The 18,406-nt window shown below is 34.5% G+C and carries 16 protein-coding genes; 13 read left to right on the top strand and 3 right to left on the bottom strand.

The features are described 5' to 3' along the window. Positions 1-12: 12 nt before the first annotated feature. Positions 13-1,131, bottom strand: a complete 1,119-nt coding sequence (locus FCN74_RS08215; RefSeq protein ID WP_138932114.1) for a DUF3810 domain-containing protein — start codon at positions 1,129-1,131, stop codon at positions 13-15. A gap of 69 nt (positions 1,132-1,200) precedes the next feature. Here FCN74_RS08215 and purL point away from each other — a divergent pair, with 69 nt between their 5' ends. Together purL and rmuC are read left to right on the top strand one after the other, a co-directional pair. Next, the gene (gene purL / locus FCN74_RS08220; RefSeq protein ID WP_138932115.1) at positions 1,201-4,884 is read left to right on the top strand and encodes a phosphoribosylformylglycinamidine synthase; all 3,684 of its coding nucleotides are present in this window, start codon (positions 1,201-1,203) and stop codon (positions 4,882-4,884) included. Between the two features lie 6 nt (positions 4,885-4,890). After that, positions 4,891-6,258: a DNA recombination protein RmuC gene (gene rmuC / locus FCN74_RS08225; protein ID WP_138932116.1), complete on the top strand. Its 1,368-nt coding sequence runs from the start codon at positions 4,891-4,893 to the stop codon at positions 6,256-6,258. Between the two features lie 91 nt (positions 6,259-6,349). Here the strand turns inward: rmuC and tsaE are convergent, their stop codons facing one another. Beyond that, on the bottom strand, positions 6,350-6,763 hold the full coding sequence (gene tsaE / locus FCN74_RS08230) for a tRNA (adenosine(37)-N6)-threonylcarbamoyltransferase complex ATPase subunit type 1 TsaE (protein ID WP_138932117.1): 414 nt from the start codon (positions 6,761-6,763) through the stop codon (positions 6,350-6,352). Between the two features lie 3 nt (positions 6,764-6,766). After that, on the bottom strand, positions 6,767-8,323 hold the full coding sequence (gene porX, locus FCN74_RS08235; protein WP_138932118.1) for a T9SS response regulator signal transducer PorX: 1,557 nt from the start codon (positions 8,321-8,323) through the stop codon (positions 6,767-6,769). A 34-nt stretch (positions 8,324-8,357) separates the two neighbouring features. Between porX and FCN74_RS08240 the strand changes: the two genes are divergently transcribed. From FCN74_RS08240 to FCN74_RS08290, 11 genes are all read left to right on the top strand, one after another. After that, a complete protein-coding gene (locus FCN74_RS08240; RefSeq protein ID WP_138932119.1) occupies positions 8,358-9,587 on the top strand; it encodes an HD domain-containing protein in 1,230 nt (409 codons plus the stop codon). Positions 9,588-9,610: 23 nt separating this feature from the next. Then, positions 9,611-10,651, top strand: coding sequence for a UDP-3-O-(3-hydroxymyristoyl)glucosamine N-acyltransferase (gene lpxD, locus FCN74_RS08245; RefSeq protein ID WP_138932120.1), 1,041 nt, complete (start codon positions 9,611-9,613; stop codon positions 10,649-10,651). Then, positions 10,632-12,032: a bifunctional UDP-3-O-[3-hydroxymyristoyl] N-acetylglucosamine deacetylase/3-hydroxyacyl-ACP dehydratase gene (locus FCN74_RS08250; RefSeq protein ID WP_138932121.1), complete on the top strand. Its 1,401-nt coding sequence runs from the start codon at positions 10,632-10,634 to the stop codon at positions 12,030-12,032. The genes lpxD and FCN74_RS08250 overlap by 20 nt, the downstream gene beginning before the upstream one ends. 3 nt (positions 12,033-12,035) lie before the next feature. Next, complete coding sequence (gene lpxA / locus FCN74_RS08255) at positions 12,036-12,818, top strand: acyl-ACP--UDP-N-acetylglucosamine O-acyltransferase (protein ID WP_138932122.1); 783 nt, start codon at positions 12,036-12,038, stop codon at positions 12,816-12,818. Positions 12,819-12,842: 24 nt separating this feature from the next. Next, positions 12,843-13,409, top strand: coding sequence for an elongation factor P (gene efp, locus FCN74_RS08260; RefSeq protein WP_138932123.1), 567 nt, complete (start codon positions 12,843-12,845; stop codon positions 13,407-13,409). Between the two features lie 3 nt (positions 13,410-13,412). Next, positions 13,413-14,351: a UDP-3-O-(3-hydroxymyristoyl)glucosamine N-acyltransferase gene (locus tag FCN74_RS08265; protein WP_138932124.1), complete on the top strand. Its 939-nt coding sequence runs from the start codon at positions 13,413-13,415 to the stop codon at positions 14,349-14,351. A gap of 2 nt (positions 14,352-14,353) precedes the next feature. After that, entirely contained in the window at positions 14,354-14,752 is a 399-nt protein-coding gene (locus FCN74_RS08270; protein WP_138932125.1) for a nuclear transport factor 2 family protein, read from the top strand. Between the two features lie 79 nt (positions 14,753-14,831). After that, complete coding sequence (sucD, locus tag FCN74_RS08275; protein WP_138932126.1) at positions 14,832-15,707, top strand: succinate--CoA ligase subunit alpha; 876 nt, start codon at positions 14,832-14,834, stop codon at positions 15,705-15,707. 127 nt (positions 15,708-15,834) lie between these two features. Continuing rightward, positions 15,835-16,530 carry a cell division ATP-binding protein FtsE gene (locus FCN74_RS08280; protein WP_138932127.1) on the top strand — a complete coding sequence of 232 codons (696 nt, stop codon included), beginning with the start codon at positions 15,835-15,837 and terminating at the stop codon, positions 16,528-16,530. A gap of 47 nt (positions 16,531-16,577) precedes the next feature. Further along, on the top strand, positions 16,578-17,447 hold the full coding sequence (locus tag FCN74_RS08285) for a glycosyltransferase (RefSeq protein ID WP_138932128.1): 870 nt from the start codon (positions 16,578-16,580) through the stop codon (positions 17,445-17,447). Then, entirely contained in the window at positions 17,448-18,386 is a 939-nt protein-coding gene (locus tag FCN74_RS08290) for a glycosyltransferase family 2 protein (protein ID WP_138932129.1), read from the top strand. It abuts the gene before it with no gap. Positions 18,387-18,406: the final 20 nt, after the last annotated feature.

Raw genomic sequence — 18,406 nt, forward strand, 5'->3', positions numbered from 1 at the left:
AATTTAATTGGACTAAGGTAAAGAATTTTCTGTGAAATAATTGACTAGTAAAGCTACCACATAACTGTAACTTTTAATTCCTTGTGGTTGATTGTTAACTTTCAAAAAGTTGCCATATAGGTTTTTAAATACTGGCTCAAGTGGGTTTTTATAGCTTTCCCAAAACAACTGTATTTCTTTATAATTCTTTAAAATACCGGGGTTGACTTTTGCTTTAAAACGTTCGAAATCTTCAGGTGAACGTCTATACACTTCATTTAGACAAAACTTTAAGGCATAAGTAAAACCGGCATAGCGCATTTTTTCATGCTTACTAAACATATTGACATAACAAGATACAAAATTGGCTTCGTTTTCCTTAGCATAACCCAGTTGATGACCCATTTCGTGCGCAATCAAAGTGGGATACTTGTATTTTGGCACCCTGTCATTATATTGTGCTTCGTGTGTAAAAGGATTGATGTAACCTCCAAAACCCATATAACTTAGTGGTAAACTGAGTAAGGAAGGTTTTATACTTTGACATTTGACATATTGATCTTTAAATTCTGTTTGCTTAAAATTATTGAACACTGTGTTTTCATATTCTTGTTCAGAGTGTTCAAATTTTACGGGTAATGAATCATTTGTGACAAGTTTATGATGAATAGCGTTTGTTTTTTCAATCAATATATCAGTAAAGTTTAATAGCTCATCCGTTGTGTAGTCGTCCTTAACCTTGAGTTGTTTGTGTAAGGGTAAACGATAATAATTTAAACCCCAAGACAAATGAAACCAAAAATACAATACAGATACAAACGAAATAATGGTATAAAAATCAGATGATTTAAGTTTTAGTTTTCTTTTATAAATACTAATGAAATATTTTACTAAAAAAAATATTAAGATGATATAAAATATATCACCGAATGAAAACGGAAGTCGACTGAATAATTTTTGAAAAAAACTAGCGATTGATTTATAATTTCCAGCTGAATAATATACTTCAACCTGTTCTGGGTATTGTCTTATAATGTAAATCAAAAAAAGTTGAATTGGAAAAAAAACCGTCCAAAGCAGTTTAGTATTTTTCCATATTGATGATTTCCAAAAGGTTTTGATACGCTGAAAAAGTTTAAGTCTAAAACCCATGAATTATTAAATAATTTGCAAACAAATTTATTGTATTTTTGTGGCTTAAAGCCCTAAGCTGATTTTTTTATGATTTCTTTTTTTTCAAATGATTCAAAACTATTTTTTGCAGTCGTTCACCATAAAGCTTTTTCAACGCCAGATTTAAAAAAATTATATTGGTTATTAAACGATGCTCAGCAAATCGAAAAAATAAATAAGTCCAAAAAATTTATTGGTCCAAGAGCTAATATGATTTCGCCATGGTCAACCAATGCTGTAGAAATCACTAAAAATATGGGGTTAAATGGCATTGAACGTATCGAAGAACTCACCGCGGTAGATCCTGATTATAATGAGTTTGACCCGATGCTATTTCAAAGCTATGATCAGTTAAGTCAAGATATGTTTGACGTAAACATCGAACCGGAACCCATAAAAGACATCAAAGATATTGCAGCTTACAACAAATCTGAAGGCTTGGCGCTAAGTAAAGAAGAGGTTAGCTATTTAGAAAACCTCAGCAAAAAACTCAACAGACCACTTACAGATGCTGAGGTATTTGGGTTTTCACAAGTCAACTCTGAACATTGCCGTCATAAAATTTTTAATGGACAATTTATTATTGACAATAAAAATAAGAGAGATTCGCTATTTGGTTTAATAAAAAAAACCTCAAAAGAATTTCCTAACGAAATTGTTTCTGCTTACAAAGACAATGTTGCATTTATCAAAGGACCTAAGATTAAGCAATTTGCCCCAAAGCAAGCTGATAGAGCTTCAATTTATCAAAACAGAAGTGTGCAATCTGTGATTTCACTCAAAGCCGAAACCCATAATTTCCCTACGACTGTAGAGCCTTTTAATGGCGCTGCAACAGGAAGTGGTGGCGAAATTAGAGACCGTATGGCAGGTGGTCGGGGTTCTATTCCGTTGGCTGGCACGGCAGTTTACATGACCTCATATTCGCGTGTTAGCAAAAACCGACCTTGGGAAAAGGCCTTTAAAGCCAGAAAATGGCTTTATCAAACCCCACTTGATATTTTGATTAAAGCCTCAAATGGAGCTTCAGATTTTGGTAACAAATTTGGGCAACCTTTGATTTGCGGGTCTTTATTAACTTTTGAGCACGCTGAAAACGACAGACTTCTCGGCTATGATAAAGTCATTATGTTAGCTGGTGGCGTAGGTTACGGACTGCAAAAGCAAGCCCAAAAAGATATGCCTCAAAAAGGCGATAATATCATTATACTTGGCGGTGATAATTACAGAATTGGCATGGGTGGTGCCGCCGTATCTTCTGCCGATACTGGCCAACAAGACAGCAGTATCGAACTCAACGCGGTGCAACGGGCCAATCCAGAAATGCAAAAGCGCGTCTCGAATGCCATTAGAGCTCTAGTTGAAAGTGCTAAAAACCCTATAATTTCTATTCACGACCATGGTGCTGGCGGACATTTAAATTGCTTAAGCGAACTCGTTGAAGAAACCGGTGGACATATTGATTTGGACAAATTGCCTATTGGAGACAAAACGCTTTCCGCAAAAGAACTTATTGGTAATGAATCTCAAGAACGCATGGGGTTAATTCTATCAGAAAATGATACTAAAACCCTTGAAACCATCGCAAAAAGAGAACGCGCTCCGTTTTACATCGTAGGTAAAATCACAGAAGATCATCAATTTATATTTAAAAGTGAAACAAGTGGCGAAACTCCAATGAATCTTGGTTTAGAAGATTTGTTTGGCAACTCCCCTAAAACCATTATGAAGGATGAGACTGTCAAACAGGCTTATGAAAAAATTGAATATCAAATTGATCAATTAAACACCTACCTCAAACAAGTTTTACAACTCGAAGCCGTGGCTTGTAAAGATTGGCTAACTAATAAAGTAGATCGATGTGTGACTGGTCGTGTGGCTAAACAACAAACCGTTGGCAAACTTCAACTCCCACTTAATAACTGTGGCGTGGTCGCTTTAGATTATGAAGGCCAAAATGGTATTGCAACGTCAATTGGCCACTCGCCTATTTCTGGATTAATCAATCCTAAAGCGGGTTCGCAAAACTCTTTTGCTGAAGCTTTAACCAATTTGATTTGGGCGCCACTCGACAAAGGTTTAAAATCTGTGAGTTTATCTGCCAATTGGATGTGGCCATGCAAAAACCCTGGTGAAGATGCCAGATTATATGAAGCTGTAAAAGCCGCTTCAAACTTTGCTATAGACTTGGGCATCAATATCCCAACCGGTAAAGATTCACTATCTATGAAGCAACAGTATAACAACAAAAATGTCTTGTCTCCCGGAACTGTAATTATTTCTGCAGCTGGGCATTGTAACAATATTGCGCAAGTCGTCGAACCTGTTATGCAAGTCAATGGTGGCAGTTTGTATTATATCAATTTAAGTCAAGATAATCTTAAACTTGGCGGTTCTTCATTAGGACAAGTTCTTAATAAAGTAGGACAAGAAACTCCTGAAATTAAAGATGCGGAATTTTTCAAAAAAAGCTTCAACGCAATTCAGCACCTTATCAAAAAAGACTTGATTTTAGCAGGACATGATATTTCTTCAGGTGGTCTAATTACTTGTCTTTTAGAAATGTGCTTTGCCGATAAAAATATTGGAGCAGAAATTGACTTATCACACTTTAGTTCTTCAGATATTATAAAAGTTTTATTTGCAGAAAATTCTGGAGTTATTTTCCAAGCTTTTGATGACAAATTAGTTGAAAAATATTTAAAGAAGCAAAACATTAATGCTTATAAAATTGGACATTGTCAAAGACAGCGCTTTTTAAATATTAAACATCACCAAATAGATTATCAATTTGATGTTGCTAAAATGAGAGATGTTTGGTTTAAAACTTCTTACGAGTTTGATAAAAACCAAACCCCTAAAGTTCTAGCAAAAGAACGTTTTAAGAATTACAAAACTCAAAGTTTGCAATATGTTTTCCCACAAAACTTTGTAGGTAAAATAAAAAAATCAACTAAAACCAAGCCGAAGGCGGCGATTTTAAGAGAAAAAGGCTCAAACTCTGAACGCGAAATGGCTAAAGCTTTAGATTTGGCTGGCTTTGAAGTGAAAGATATCCATATGACCGATTTGATAAGCGGTGCCGAAAATTTACAAGACATTCAATTTTTAGCGGCAGTTGGCGGATTTTCAAATTCAGATGTTCTCGGTAGTGCTAAAGGTTGGGCAGGCAGCTTTTTGTATAATAACAAGGCTAAAACAGCCTTATACAATTTTTTCGAGCGTGAAGACACTTTGTCAATTGGCGTTTGTAATGGCTGTCAACTCTTTATTGAGCTTGGATTATTACATCCTGATGATGACGAAAAGCCAAAAATGCTGCATAACGATTCACATAAATTTGAATGTCAGTTTACTTCGGTTGAAATACAAAATAACAATTCTGTAATGTTGTCTAATCTCGCTGGGATGAAATTAGGGATTTGGGCAGCCCATGGTGAAGGCAAATTTAGTTTTCCCTATGACAAAGAAAACTACAACATTGTTGGCAAATACGCCTACGATGCCTATCCAGCTAATCCCAATGGTTCGCAATACAACACGGCAATGCTCACAGATAAAACTGGCAGACATTTGGTGATGATGCCACATATAGAACGGTCTATTTTTCCATGGAATTGGGCTTACTATCCCAAAGACAGAACTGAAGATAAAATTACACCTTGGCTTTTAGCTTTTGAAAATGCCGCGCTATGGTTGAAAGATGGTAATATTTCTAAATACGAAAAATAAATTTTTATGGAGGTTTGGATTCCGATTATAACAATTTTAATAGGTCTAGTTGTTGGCTTTTTTATTGGTAAAACTATATCAAAAGCCACAAAAAAAGCTGAACTTAACCAGCTTGAAGAACAAAATAATCAGTTGAACAATCAACTGGCTTATGTTGACAAACAAACTGAACATTTAAAAACTGAACATCAACAGGAGATTGATGAGTTAAAAACCGAACGCGAGCGCATTCGCCAAGCTAAAGATGAAGCTCAAAACCAACTCACAAAAACCGAAACAGAATACAAAAACCTCCAAGAAAAACTAGACACTCAAAAGCAAGAAGTTGAAAACTTACAAGAAAAATTTACCAAAGAATTTGAAAATCTAGCCAATAAAATTTTGGACCAAAAATCTCAAAAATTCACCACATCAAACAAAGAAAATATAGAGCAAATTCTCAATCCATTAAAAGAGAAAATCAAAACTTTTGAAGAAAAAGTCCAAAAAAATCAAGATAATTTTAATGAAAAAAACACCCGCCTAGATGAAGTCATCAAACAATTAAATCATGAAAATCGCAAGATGAGTGAAGAAGCTGAAAAACTCACCAGGGCATTAAAAGGCGAAAGTAAAACACAAGGCAATTGGGGTGAATTGATTTTAGAACGGGTTTTAGAAAAATCTGGCTTAACCAAAGGCCGAGAATATGAAGTTCAGCAATCTTATCAAGATGAAAGCGGTCAACGTTATATGCCAGATGTTGTGATTAATTTACCCAATGATAAGCAGATGGTCATCGACTCAAAAGTGAGCTTAACTGCCTACGAACGTTACGTTAACGCAGAAGATGAAAAAGAACAAACACTTCATCTCAAAGCTCACCTCAACTCCTTAAAGAATCACATTAAACAACTTAGTGCAAAAAATTATCAGGATTTAGGTTATAAACAAACACCCGATTTTGTATTGATGTTTATTCCTGTTGAACCAGCATTGTATTTGGCACAAAATGAAGACCAAAATTTTTATTATTCGGCCTTTAAAGATAATATTTTACTGGTTAGCCCAACTACTCTTCTGTCTACTTTACGCACTGTTGATATGATTTGGAGCAACGAAAAACAACAACAAAACGCCAACGAAATTGCCAATCACGCTAGTAATTTATACGATAAATTTAGCAACCTTCTTGATGAGTTAGAAACACTAGGCAACCGCATTAAATCTACTGATAAGGCATATACCTCAGCAATGAAAAAACTGACAGGTAATCAAAATTTAGTCAAAGATGTCGTTAAACTTCAAAAACTAGGCATTAAAACGACTAAAGAAATCAGCCCAAAATGGATTAAAAAAGCGGAAGCCGATCAATTGGAAGAAGGAGAAAGTTGATGTGTTATCGTTTTGTATTTAGGATAAAAAAATATTTTTCTAAACCTTACAAGTCTTAGAAACCTGTGAGGTCTTGACAATTTAGAAGCTTTCAAAAAACTTCACAAATTTCAATCTTACGCTTTTCATCATCTACCAGATTTAATTCAATTTTTACAAATTTCTCCGGCCAAAGAGGTTTTATCAATTCTGGCCATTCTATAATAATGTGAGCTTCTTGAGACAGGTACTCTTCAAAACCTATGTCATAAACTTCTTCAATAGAATTGATACGATAGAAGTCAAAATGGTAAATGGGTTTGCCTTTAGACATATATTCATTGACCAATGAATAGGTTGGACTAGATACATTGTCTTCACTGCCTAATTGTTTAACTAAGGCTTTGATTAATGTGGTTTTACCAACACCCATTTCACCAAAGAATAAATAGGTTTTAAGCGATGAATGCTTAATGATATTTTGAGCTATTTCATCTAACTTATTAAGACCATATTCAAGTGTCATATTTTAATTTTTTGGCAAAAATACAGCAAAAGGAATAATCATTTCTTCCAAAGATATTCCACCGTGCTGAAAAGTATTTTTGTAGTATTTCACGTAATAGTTATAATTGTTAGGATAAGCTAAAAAATAATCGCCTTTGGCAAACACAAAAGAACTACTCATATTAATACTTGGTAGGCGAATATCTGAAGGGTTTTTAACAGCATAAACATCTTTTTCATTATATGTCAAGCTCTTACCTGTTTTATAACGCAAATTGGTGCTGGTATTTTTATCACCAATCACTTTGGTTGGGTTTTTTACATTAATGGTGCCGTGATCGGTGGTTAAAATAAGTTTAAAGCCTAAACGTTGGGCTTTAATAATAATGTCTAATAACGGTGAATTTTTAAACCAACTTGTGGTCAAGGAGCGATAAGATTTATCGTTTGAGGCAAGTTCTTTAATCACTTGCATTTCTGTCTTGGCGTGAGACAGCATATCCACAAAATTATATACAATGACGGTTAAATCTTGGCTTTTATATTGTGCAAAATTATCTGCGAGCGTTCGACCTTGATCTAAAGATGTGATTTTGTGATAAGAATGGCTAATATGCATGCCCAGTCGCTTCAATTGATTGTCAAGAAATTCGGCTTCATGCATGTTTTTACCGCCTTCATCAGTGTCATTAAGCCACAACTTTGGGTAGAGTTTCTGCATATCTAAGGGCATCAACCCTGAAAATATGGCGTTTCTGGCGTATTGTGTAGCCGAAGGTAAAATACTATAAAAAGCGTCTTCCTGTTCTTTTTTAAAATGGTTATTAATAATAGGCTCTATAGCTCGAAGTTGGTCGTATCTAAGGTTGTCTACCACGACCAGCAATGTAGGTTGTTCATCTTTTAACTCAGGAACGACTTTAGTTTTAAATAATTGATGAGACAGCGTTGGTGCGTCATCAGCTTTGTGGTCAAACCAAGAGTGGTAATTTTTAGTTATAAACTTAAAAAATGCCGAATTGGCCTCTTGTTTTTGAGACTCTAAGATTTCGGTCATTGAGCTATCGTCAAGCTGGTCGAGCTCCATTTCCCAATAGAGTAATTGTTTATAAAGATCAACCCATTCTTGGTGAGAATTGACTTGAGATAAGTCCATCGATAACTTTCTAAACGCTTGTTGATAATGCGAAGTTGTTCGTTCAGACACCAAACGACTGTGGTCTAAATTTTTCTTTAAACTCAATAAAATTTGGTTGGGATTAACAGGCTTGATCAAATAATCCGCAATTTTTGAACCAATGGCTTCTTCCATGATATATTCTTCTTCGCTTTTGGTAATCATTACCACGGGTAAATTGTTTTGCTTGGTTTTGATTTCAGCTAGAGTGTCAATCCCAGAAAGTCCGGGCATATTTTCATCTAAAAATACGATGTCAAAACGTTCATTTTCAATAGTCTCAATAGCTTCCATACCACTTTGGCAAGTCGTGACGTCATAATCTTTTTTTGATAAAAACATGATGTGTGGTTTTAACAAATCAATTTCATCATCTACCCAAAGTATTTTTATCTTAGTCATATCTTTATATTTGCTGAAATTAAGCGAATTTATTTTGAAAAAACAAAACAAGCTCAAGATTATAAACGACCCAATATATGGTTTTATTACCATTCCAAGCGAACTCATTTTTGATTTAATTGAACACCCTTATTTTCAAAGGCTTAGGCGAATTACTCAAATGGGCTTATCGCATTTGGTTTATCCCGGTGCACAGCACACGCGTTTCCAACATGCTTTGGGTTGTTTATATTTAATGCAAAAGGCACTTCAAACATTGAAATTTAAAGGGATTGAAATCACCAAAGATGAAGAAGAAGCCACCCTTATTGCTATTTTGCTTCACGATATAGGACACGGTCCATTTTCTCATGCCCTAGAAAACAGTTTAATTGAAGGTTTAAACCATGAAAATTTGTCGTTAGAGTTTATGGAAAATCTCAATAAAACATTTGAGGGAAAACTTACTTTGGCTATAAAAATTTTTAAAGGTGACTATAGCAAAATGTTTTTAACACAACTCATTGCTGGGCAGCTAGATATAGATCGATTAGATTACTTAAAACGCGATAGTTTTTATACGGGAGTTGCTGAAGGCAATATCAATTCTGATCGGTTAATCACGATGATTAATGTAAGAGACAATCAATTGGTCATTGAAGAAAAAGGGATTTATTCGGTCGAAAAATTTTTACTCGCCAGACGTTTAATGTATTGGCAAGTGTATTTACACAAGACCAGTCTTGGTGCGGAATTAATTTTAATTAAAATTCTTAAAAGAGCTAAAGAACTCATCCAACAAGGCCAAAAATTTGAATCTAATTCAGCCTTATCTTTTTTTCTGAACCACAATATTTCGTATGATAATTTTAATGTCCAAATTTTAGAATTCTATTCTCAACTCGATGATTATGATATTATTACGGCTATTAAACAATGGCAAAGCCATCCCGACTATATTTTGAGTTCACTTTGTAAAATGCTTATCAATAGAAAATTGTTTAAGGTCAAATTAAAAAATAAAGCTTTTAAGACAAAAAAAACAGAAGTCATAAAACACAGCATTAAAAAGCAATTTAACATCACTTCCGCAGAAACCGATTATTTTTTCTTTGAGGGTACGACTTCAAATCAGGCATATAACTATGATTATCAGAAAATTATGATCCTTTTTAAAAATAACAAAACAAAAGAGGTATCTCAGGTTTCTGACCAATTGAATTTAAAAACTTTAGCCCAACCAGTGGTCAAGTTTTATATCTGCTATCCTAAAGATTTAGTTTAACTTTTTTTTCTATTTTTGTCAAAATGAAATTCAAAGCAAGTCAAATCGCAGAATTGCTCGACGGTAGTATTGTGGGAAATCAAGACGCCGAGGTCGATAAATTGTCTAAAATTGAAGAAGGCGAAGAAGGGTCATTGACCTTTTTGGCCAATCCGAAATACACATCATACATTTATACTACTCAAGCCAGTATTTGTATTGTAGCTAAAGATTTTGAACAAACGCAAGATATCAGTACCACATTAATTAAAGTAGAAAATCCTTACGATTCATTTTCTAAACTTTTAGAATATTACAATCAGGTTAAGCTGGATAAATCTGGTGTAGAAGAACCCAATCATATATCAAAATCTGCAAGTATTGGAGATAAACCTTATATCGGTGCGTTTACTTATATTGGTAAAAATGTAAAGATTGGTGATAATGTCAAAATTTACCCTGATGTTTACATAGGTGATAATGTTGTCATCGGAAACGACGTAACCATTTTTGCCGGGTGCAAGATTTACTCAGAAACTGTTATTGGTAAAAATTGTGTCTTGCACAGTAATGTTGTATTGGGTGCAGATGGGTTTGGGTTTTCACCAGATCAAATCGGTGTTTACAAAAAAGTACCTCAAATTGGTAATGTCATTATTGAAGATCATGTTGATATCGGTGCGAGTACAACTATAGATCGGGCAACACTAGGTTCCACAATTATAAGAGAAGGTGTAAAATTAGACAATCAAATACAAATTGCTCACAACGTAGAAATAGGTAAACATACAGCTATTGCTGCTCAAACTGGTGTAGCTGGCTCAACAAAAATTGGAGAAAACTGCCTTATAGGAGGCCAAGTCGGGATTGCAGGTCATATCACCATTGGTGATCGTGTAAAAGTTCAAGCCCAAACTGGAATTGGCAGAAATGTGAAAGACGAAGAAGTTATTCAAGGATCTCCAGCTCTGGGTTACGGCGACTTCAATAAATCTTACGTACATTTCAAAAACTTACCAAAGCTTGTTAAAAAAATAGAAATCCTTGAAAAAAAACTTCAAGCCCATGAAAAACAATCCAACTAAACAAACTACTATTCAAGAAGAAGTGAGTCTTGAAGGTGTAGGTTTACACACTGGAAAAAATGTGAAACTTACATTTAAGCCTGCAAAAGCAAATCATGGCTATGCTTTTCAGCGCATAGATTTGGAAGGTCACCCAATTATTCCCGCAGATGCCAACCTTGTAACAGATACAGAACGAGGAACAACCCTTGAAAAAAACGGTGTGAGTATTCAAACCACAGAGCACGTTTTAGCCGCCTGTGTGGGTTTAGATATAGATAATGTTCTCATAGAACTCAATGCCTCTGAACCTCCAATTATGGACGGCTCATCAAAATTTTTTGTTGAAGCACTTGAAAAAGCAAGTAAGGTTGAGCTTGATGCTGAACGAGAAGAATTTGTAGTTAAAGATGTCATTTCTTTTGCTGATGAAGATGGGTCAGAGTTAATCTTAATGCCTGCAGATCATTATCAAGTGACTACAATGGTAGATTTTGGTACAAAAGTCCTGGGCACTCAAAATGCATCGATAAAATCTGTTAAAGAGTTTAAAAGTGAAATTGCCGATGCCAGAACCTTTAGTTTTCTTCATGAAATTGAAATGCTACTCGATAATGGTCTTATAAAAGGTGGTGATTTAAATAACGCTATTGTTTATGTCGATAAAGAATTAAATCCTGAGACTACAGAAAAACTCAAAGAAGCATTTGGCAAAGATGAAATTCATATCAAATCTAATGGTATTTTAGATAATTTAACTTTACATTATCCTAATGAAGCTGCAAGACATAAACTTCTTGATGTGCTTGGAGATTTGGCCTTGACAGGCACTCGTATTCGGGGTAAAGTAATTGCCAATAAGCCTGGACATACGGTTAATACTCAATTTGCTAAGAAATTAGCAAAAATCATCAAAACTGAGAAGCGCAATAAAGTTCCAAAAATAGACCTCAATACAGAACCGCTTTTTGATGTCTCAGAAATTATGAATCGGTTACCTCATCGCCCTCCGTTTCTGTTGGTCGATAAAATTTATGAATTGTCTGATAAACATGTTATAGGTGTCAAAAATGTTACGATGAATGAACCATTCTTTATCGGTCATTTCCCTGGAAAGCCAGTTATGCCTGGCGTGCTGCAAGTTGAAGCCATGGCACAAACAGGTGGCATCCTGGCTTTAAGCACTGTAGATGACCCGGAAAATTATTTGACGTTTTTCATGAAAATGGACAATGTCAAATTTAAACAAAAAGTAGAACCGGGTGATACATTAATATTTAAGTTAGAACTTATATCGCCCATTAGACGTGGTATTTGCCATATGCAAGGTTATGCTTATGTCAATGGAAAGTTAGCCTCAGAAGCTGAGCTTATGGCCCAAATCGTCAAACAAAATAAATAATTTATGAATCAACCTTTAGCATACGTTCATCCTGGTGCAAAAATAGCTAAAAATGTAGTTATTGAGCCTTTTACGACTATTCACAACAACGTCGTAATTGGTGAAGGATCTTGGATTGGATCAAACGTGACTATTATGGAAGGCGCACGGATTGGAAAGAATGTAAGCATATTTCCAGGTGCTGTAATTTCAGCTATTCCTCAAGATAAAAAATTCAACGAAGAAGAAACGATAACGGAGATTGGTGATGGCACAACGATTAGAGAATGCGTAACCATAAACCGTGGAACTTCTGATCGAAATAAAACCAAAATCGGTAAAGATTGTTGGATTATGGCTTATTGCCATGTCGCTCATGATTGTATCGTTGGTGATAATTGTGTATTTTCTAATAACAGTACATTGGCTGGTCATATCACCGTTGGTGACCACGTCGTTTTAGCAGGAATGGCTGCCGTTCAGCAATTTTGTAGTATTGGTAAACACGCTTTTATCACAGGTGGATCCTTGGTAAGAAAAGATGTTCCGCCTTATGTTAAGGCTGCTAGAGAGCCTTTATCTTATGTTGGTATTAATTCTGTTGGTTTAAGACGACGGGGTTTTGACACTGAGAAAATACGAGAAATACAAAATATTTATAGAATACTATATCAACGAAACTATAATAATACCCAAGCCTTTTCAATCATCGAAGCTGAAATGGAAGCTACTCCAGAACGTGATGAGATTCTTCAATTTATTAAGGATTCGCAACGTGGAATTATGAAAGGGTATTTTTCAAATTAATTTAATTAAACTTTTAACTATAAAATGGCAACAACAAGTGATATAAGAAACGGATTATGCATCAGATATAATCACGATATCTTTAAAATTGTAGAGTTTTTACATGTCAAACCTGGAAAAGGTCCAGCGTTTGTAAGAACAAAACTCAAAAGTGTTACTACTGGTAAAGTCATCGAAAACACGTTTTCTGCAGGTCACAAAATTGATGATGTGAGAGTGGAAACACATAAATTTCAATATTTATACAATGATGGTGAGTTTTACCACTTCATGAATCAAGAAGATTACACTCAAATCCGATTAACAGAAGCGGCACTCGATATGCCAGGCTTACTTAAAGAAGGTGATGTGGTAACAGTTCTTATAAACACCGAAGATAATGAACCGCTTTCTGTAGAGATGCCACCACACGTCGTTATGGAAGTTACCCAAACCGAGCCTGGTGTAAAAGGCAATACAGCGACAAACGCGACCAAACCAGCAACCGTTGAAACCGGACATGAGGTGAACGTTCCTTTGTTTATCAATGAAGGCGATAAGATAAAAATTGAAACCGAAAAAGGGACTTATAAAGAACGTATTAAAGACTAAATTTTGCAATTTCCACAACCTTACACACTTCAACAGATTGCGCAAATCTTAGATACAAAATTCGTTGGCAAGAGCGATTTTAAAATCACTGGCATGAATGAAATTCACGTCATTAATCCAGGGGAAATTGTTTTTGTTGACCATCCAAAATACTACGACAAGGCTCTTAACTCAAAAGCTAGTGTCATTTTAATAAACAAAGAAGTGGATTGCCCTGAAGGCAAAGCATTATTAATATCTGAAGATCCATTTAGAGATTTTAATAAACTCACAGATTATTTTAAGCGTTTTCAAAAAGCAGATCACAACATTAGTGATTCTGCTCAAATTGGTGATGATACTGTCATCCAACCTCAAGTATTTATTGGTCATCATGTCAAGATTGGTAAAAACTGTTTAATTCACCCTAATGTATGTATTTATGATGGTGTTGAAATTGGAGATAACGTAATTATTCATGCTGGCGTTGTTATAGGAGCTGATGCCTTTTATTACAAAAATCGTCAAACCTACCATGACAAACTCAAATCTGGAGGTAGTGTTGTTATAGAAGATGGCGTTGAGCTTGGTGCAAATACAACAATTGACAAAGGTGTTTCAGCAAATACTATCATCAAGAAAGGCACAAAGATTGACAACCAAGTCCAAATTGGCCATGACACTATTGTAGGAGAGCGATGTATTATTGCTGCCCAAGTCGGTATTGCCGGTTGCGTGGTTGTTGAGGATGAGGCTACCATTTGGGGACAGGTAGGTATTGCCAGTGGTTTAACTATTGGTAAAAAATCTACTATTCTTGCAACCTCTGGGATAAGCAAAGATTGTGAGCCAGGTAAAACCTATTTTGGTTCGCCTGCCGCCGATGTCAGAAAAAAATACAGAGAATTGGCTTCTGTAAGCCGTTTACCCGAAGTGTTATCTAAACTCAAAAAATTAATTTAAATATGTCTTACAAAGACTTAGTGACTGATTTTTTATATTCAGAATATTACAAAGACAAATCTGTTTTTAAGGATTTTGTTCATCCAAAATTAGAATTGAATTGGAATAGTAGCGATGGATTTTTAAAACTCGATTTTGATGGTTTTTTCGAAATGGTTCAAAATATGGGGAAAACATTTGTTGCGCTAACTCCTGAATTTAGTCACATTTTTGCAGAAAACAATAAAGTTTGTGTGCGCTTCACTTACCATGTAGAAACTTTAGAACACGAAGAAAGTTTACCGCTTGCTCACTTTATGAGCATATGGGAAGTTGAAGATGAAAAAATCAGAAAAGGCTTTTTAATGAGCCACGCCGCAGACGACAGTGTTGATAATATTTTTTCATATATCGAAAATTAAATTTGATTCCTAAAAGACACTTAATAACTTTAAGATATCGTCAAAAAAAATTACTTTTGCCTAAATTCAAAATGAGATTATGAGCGTTTTAGTTAACAAGAATTCAAATATTATAGTACAAGGATTTACAGGAAGTGAAGGGACATTCCACGCCGAACAAATGATTGAATACGGCAGCAATGTTGTTGGTGGTGTCACACCGGGAAAAGGTGGTTCAACACATCTCGGTAAACCCGTATTCAACACTGTAAAAGAAGCAGTAAAAGAAGTTTCGGCTGATACAACTATTATCTTTGTTCCACCTGCTTTTGCAGCTGATGCTATTATGGAAGCTGCCGATGCAGGTATAAAAGTGATTATAACCATTACAGAAGGTATTCCTGTTGCAGATATGATTAAAGCTTCAAACTACATCAAAAATAAAGATTGTAGATTGATTGGTCCTAATTGCCCGGGTGTCATTACGCCAGGTGAAGCCAAAGTTGGTATTATGCCTGGATTTGTATTTAAAAAAGGAAAAGTTGGTATCGTTTCAAAATCTGGTACGTTAACATACGAAGCAGCCGATCAAGTTGTCAAAGAAGGTTTAGGTATTACCACAGCCATCGGTATTGGTGGTGACCCTATCATTGGGACTACAACCAAAGAAGCTGTAGAACTTCTCGTTAACGATCCAGAAACCGAATGTGTAGTCATGATAGGTGAAATTGGTGGACAATTAGAAACTGAAGCCGCGCAATGGTATAAAGACAGTGGTAGCAAAAAACCAGTTGTTGGATTTATAGCCGGAGAAACAGCTCCTGCGGGAAGAACGATGGGTCACGCTGGCGCTATCGTTGGAGGTAGTGAAGATACTGCACAAGCTAAAAAGAAAATTTTAAAAGAAAGCGGCATTCATGTTGTAGATTCCCCAGCTGAAATCGGAAAAAAAGTAAAACAAGTTATGTCAGCATAAATTCTATTCCATTTTAAGAAAAAATCGCTTTTTATATTTAAGAGCGATTTTTTTTTGAATAGTATGGAACTCAATTCCAATATTAAAATATTTATATTTACATTTCGTTAATATTTGAAATATACTTATGTCCGAAACTATATTGAGTTTAAAAAATGTAGCCATTTACCAGAGAGAATCACTTATCCTTTCGCAAGTAAATGTTTCTATTGAAAAAGGTGAATTTGTATATCTTATTGGAAAAACAGGCACAGGGAAGAGTAGTTTTATGAAAACTCTTTATGGTGATATTCCACTAAAAGATGGACAAGGTGAGATTGTTGGTGTTAATCTCAAGACTTTAAAAGACAAGCAAATCCCGGAATTAAGACGCAAACTCGGTGTAGTTTTTCAAGATTTCAAGTTGCTTAACGACAGAAATGTCAAAGAAAATTTATTGTTCGTCTTAAAGGCTACAGGTTGGAAAGATAAAAGTAAGATAGAAAAGAAAATAGACGAGGTTTTACGTAAAGTTGGAATGCAAACAAAACATTTTAAATTTCCATATCAACTTTCAGGTGGTGAACAACAACGCGTAGCCATCGCCCGAGCATTACTCAATGACCCTGAACTTATTCTAGCCGATGAACCAACAGGAAACCTTGACCCCCAAACATCTGTTGAAGTTATGGAAGTTTTGCAAGACATCAACAAAAATGGGAATACAATATTAATGGCTACTCACGATTATGCGCTTTTACTCAAATTTCCATCAAAGACATTAAAATGTGATGGTCAAAAAGTATTTGAGGTAGTACAGAAAAATGCAAAGACAGAAATTTAAATTTCTATTGGATGTGGTTTTTAAATCTTACTGTAAATTGAACTAATGTGTTTAGCATACTTATTCCTTGTTATGATTATCCAACTTATGATTTAGTCAATGTCTTATTCAATCAATGCAAAGATTTAAACATTGTTTTTGAAATTTTAGTCAGCGAAGATGGAGGCAAAACTCACCTTGAGGACAATAAAAAGATAAATAAACTTGACAATTGCCAATATTTAATCAATCAAACCAACTTAGGTAGAGCTGGAAATATAAATCGCTTATTAAAAGTTTCTAAATATCATTTAAAATTGATAGTCGATTGTGATGTTTGGCCCAAAACTACCCAGTTTATTAGTTATTATCTAAACCTATCTTCAAAATTGGAAACAGCTATATGCTTTGGTGGTATTGCATATAATAAATTAAATAAAACTAAAAACCTCCGCTACAATTACGGGATCAAAAGGGAGTCAAGGCCTGCAAATTACCGCCAAAAAAATCCAATAAAATCATTATTGACCTCTAATTTACTTCTCAAAAATTGTTCTGAACAATTTGATGAGCGTATTAACACCTATGGATACGAAGATTTGGTCTTTGCTCAAAATATTTATGAGAAGAATATTGATATTATTCACACTGACAACCCAGTATATCACAACAATTTAGAAACAAATGAAGTGTATTTATCAAAAACTCAAAATGCCCTTAAGAATTTAATCTCTCTTGAAAAAAACAAAATCATTAAACCCAATTTGACAAATATCTCTAGAATATATCATGCCTTTTCAAGACTTTATCTTAACGGCATTTTGAATTTGTCCTATAACATTATGTCTAGAGTCTTATATAAACATCTATTAGTCTATGGCAGACCTTTATGGCTGTTTGATATCTATAAATTATTATTTTTCTCTAAACACTATTAAATGCCTTTTTTTTCAGTCATCATACCTCTTTATAATAAAGCTGACTTTATTTTAAATACCTTAAACAGTGTTCAAAAACAAACATTTAAAGATTTTGAAGTCATTATTGTAAACGACGGCTCAACTGACAATAGTTTTGAGGTAGCCAAAAACTTAAACGATGAGAGATTTCGAGTAGTAAGCCAAGAAAATCAAGGCGCTTCAAGCGCTAGAAACAGAGGAGTAAATCTTGCCAGCGCAAATTGGATTGCTTTACTTGATGCTGATGATATCTGGTATGAAAATCATCTTGAACAGCTTTACGAAACAATTCAAAAATTAAAAAATGTTGATCTTGTTTCTAATGCTTATCATGTAAAACTAAGTCCAAATTATATAAAGACTCCAAAATATAGCAAAACACCATCAGAGGAGATTTCATTAATTAAAAACTACTTTGAATATAGCTATATAGACCCATTGTTTTGGACTTCTTCTATTGCCTTCAAAAAAACATGTTTTGATAACATAAATGGCTTTGATGAAAATTTAAAAACAGGGCAAGATTTAGATTTGATGATTCGATTTACCCTAGAAAATTATGTATTGGGTTATAATCCCAAGGTAACTTTACTTTATCAAAGATTTACACAAGAAAATTTATCTTCGACAATCGATTTGACAGAAAAACAAAAGTACATCAACAAACATATTTATAATGAAATCAAAAGTACAAGCTTAAAAAAATATCTTGACATTAATAGATATTCTCTCTGTTTACAAGCCAAAATGAATGGGCAAATGAAACTTTATAAAGCAATGAAAACCCAAATTGATATTAGTAATTTAAGTTTCAAACAGCAACTCATTTTAAAATTACCCTCTTATATTTTGGGCTTTTTAAAGTTAATACAAGCCAAACTTATTGCCATTAATATATACAAGTCGGCTTTCAACTAGTTTGTGAGAATGACTTTGAA

This window comes from Mesohalobacter halotolerans (assembly GCF_006120725.1).
GTDB lineage: Bacteria > Bacteroidota > Bacteroidia > Flavobacteriales > Flavobacteriaceae > Psychroflexus > Psychroflexus halotolerans.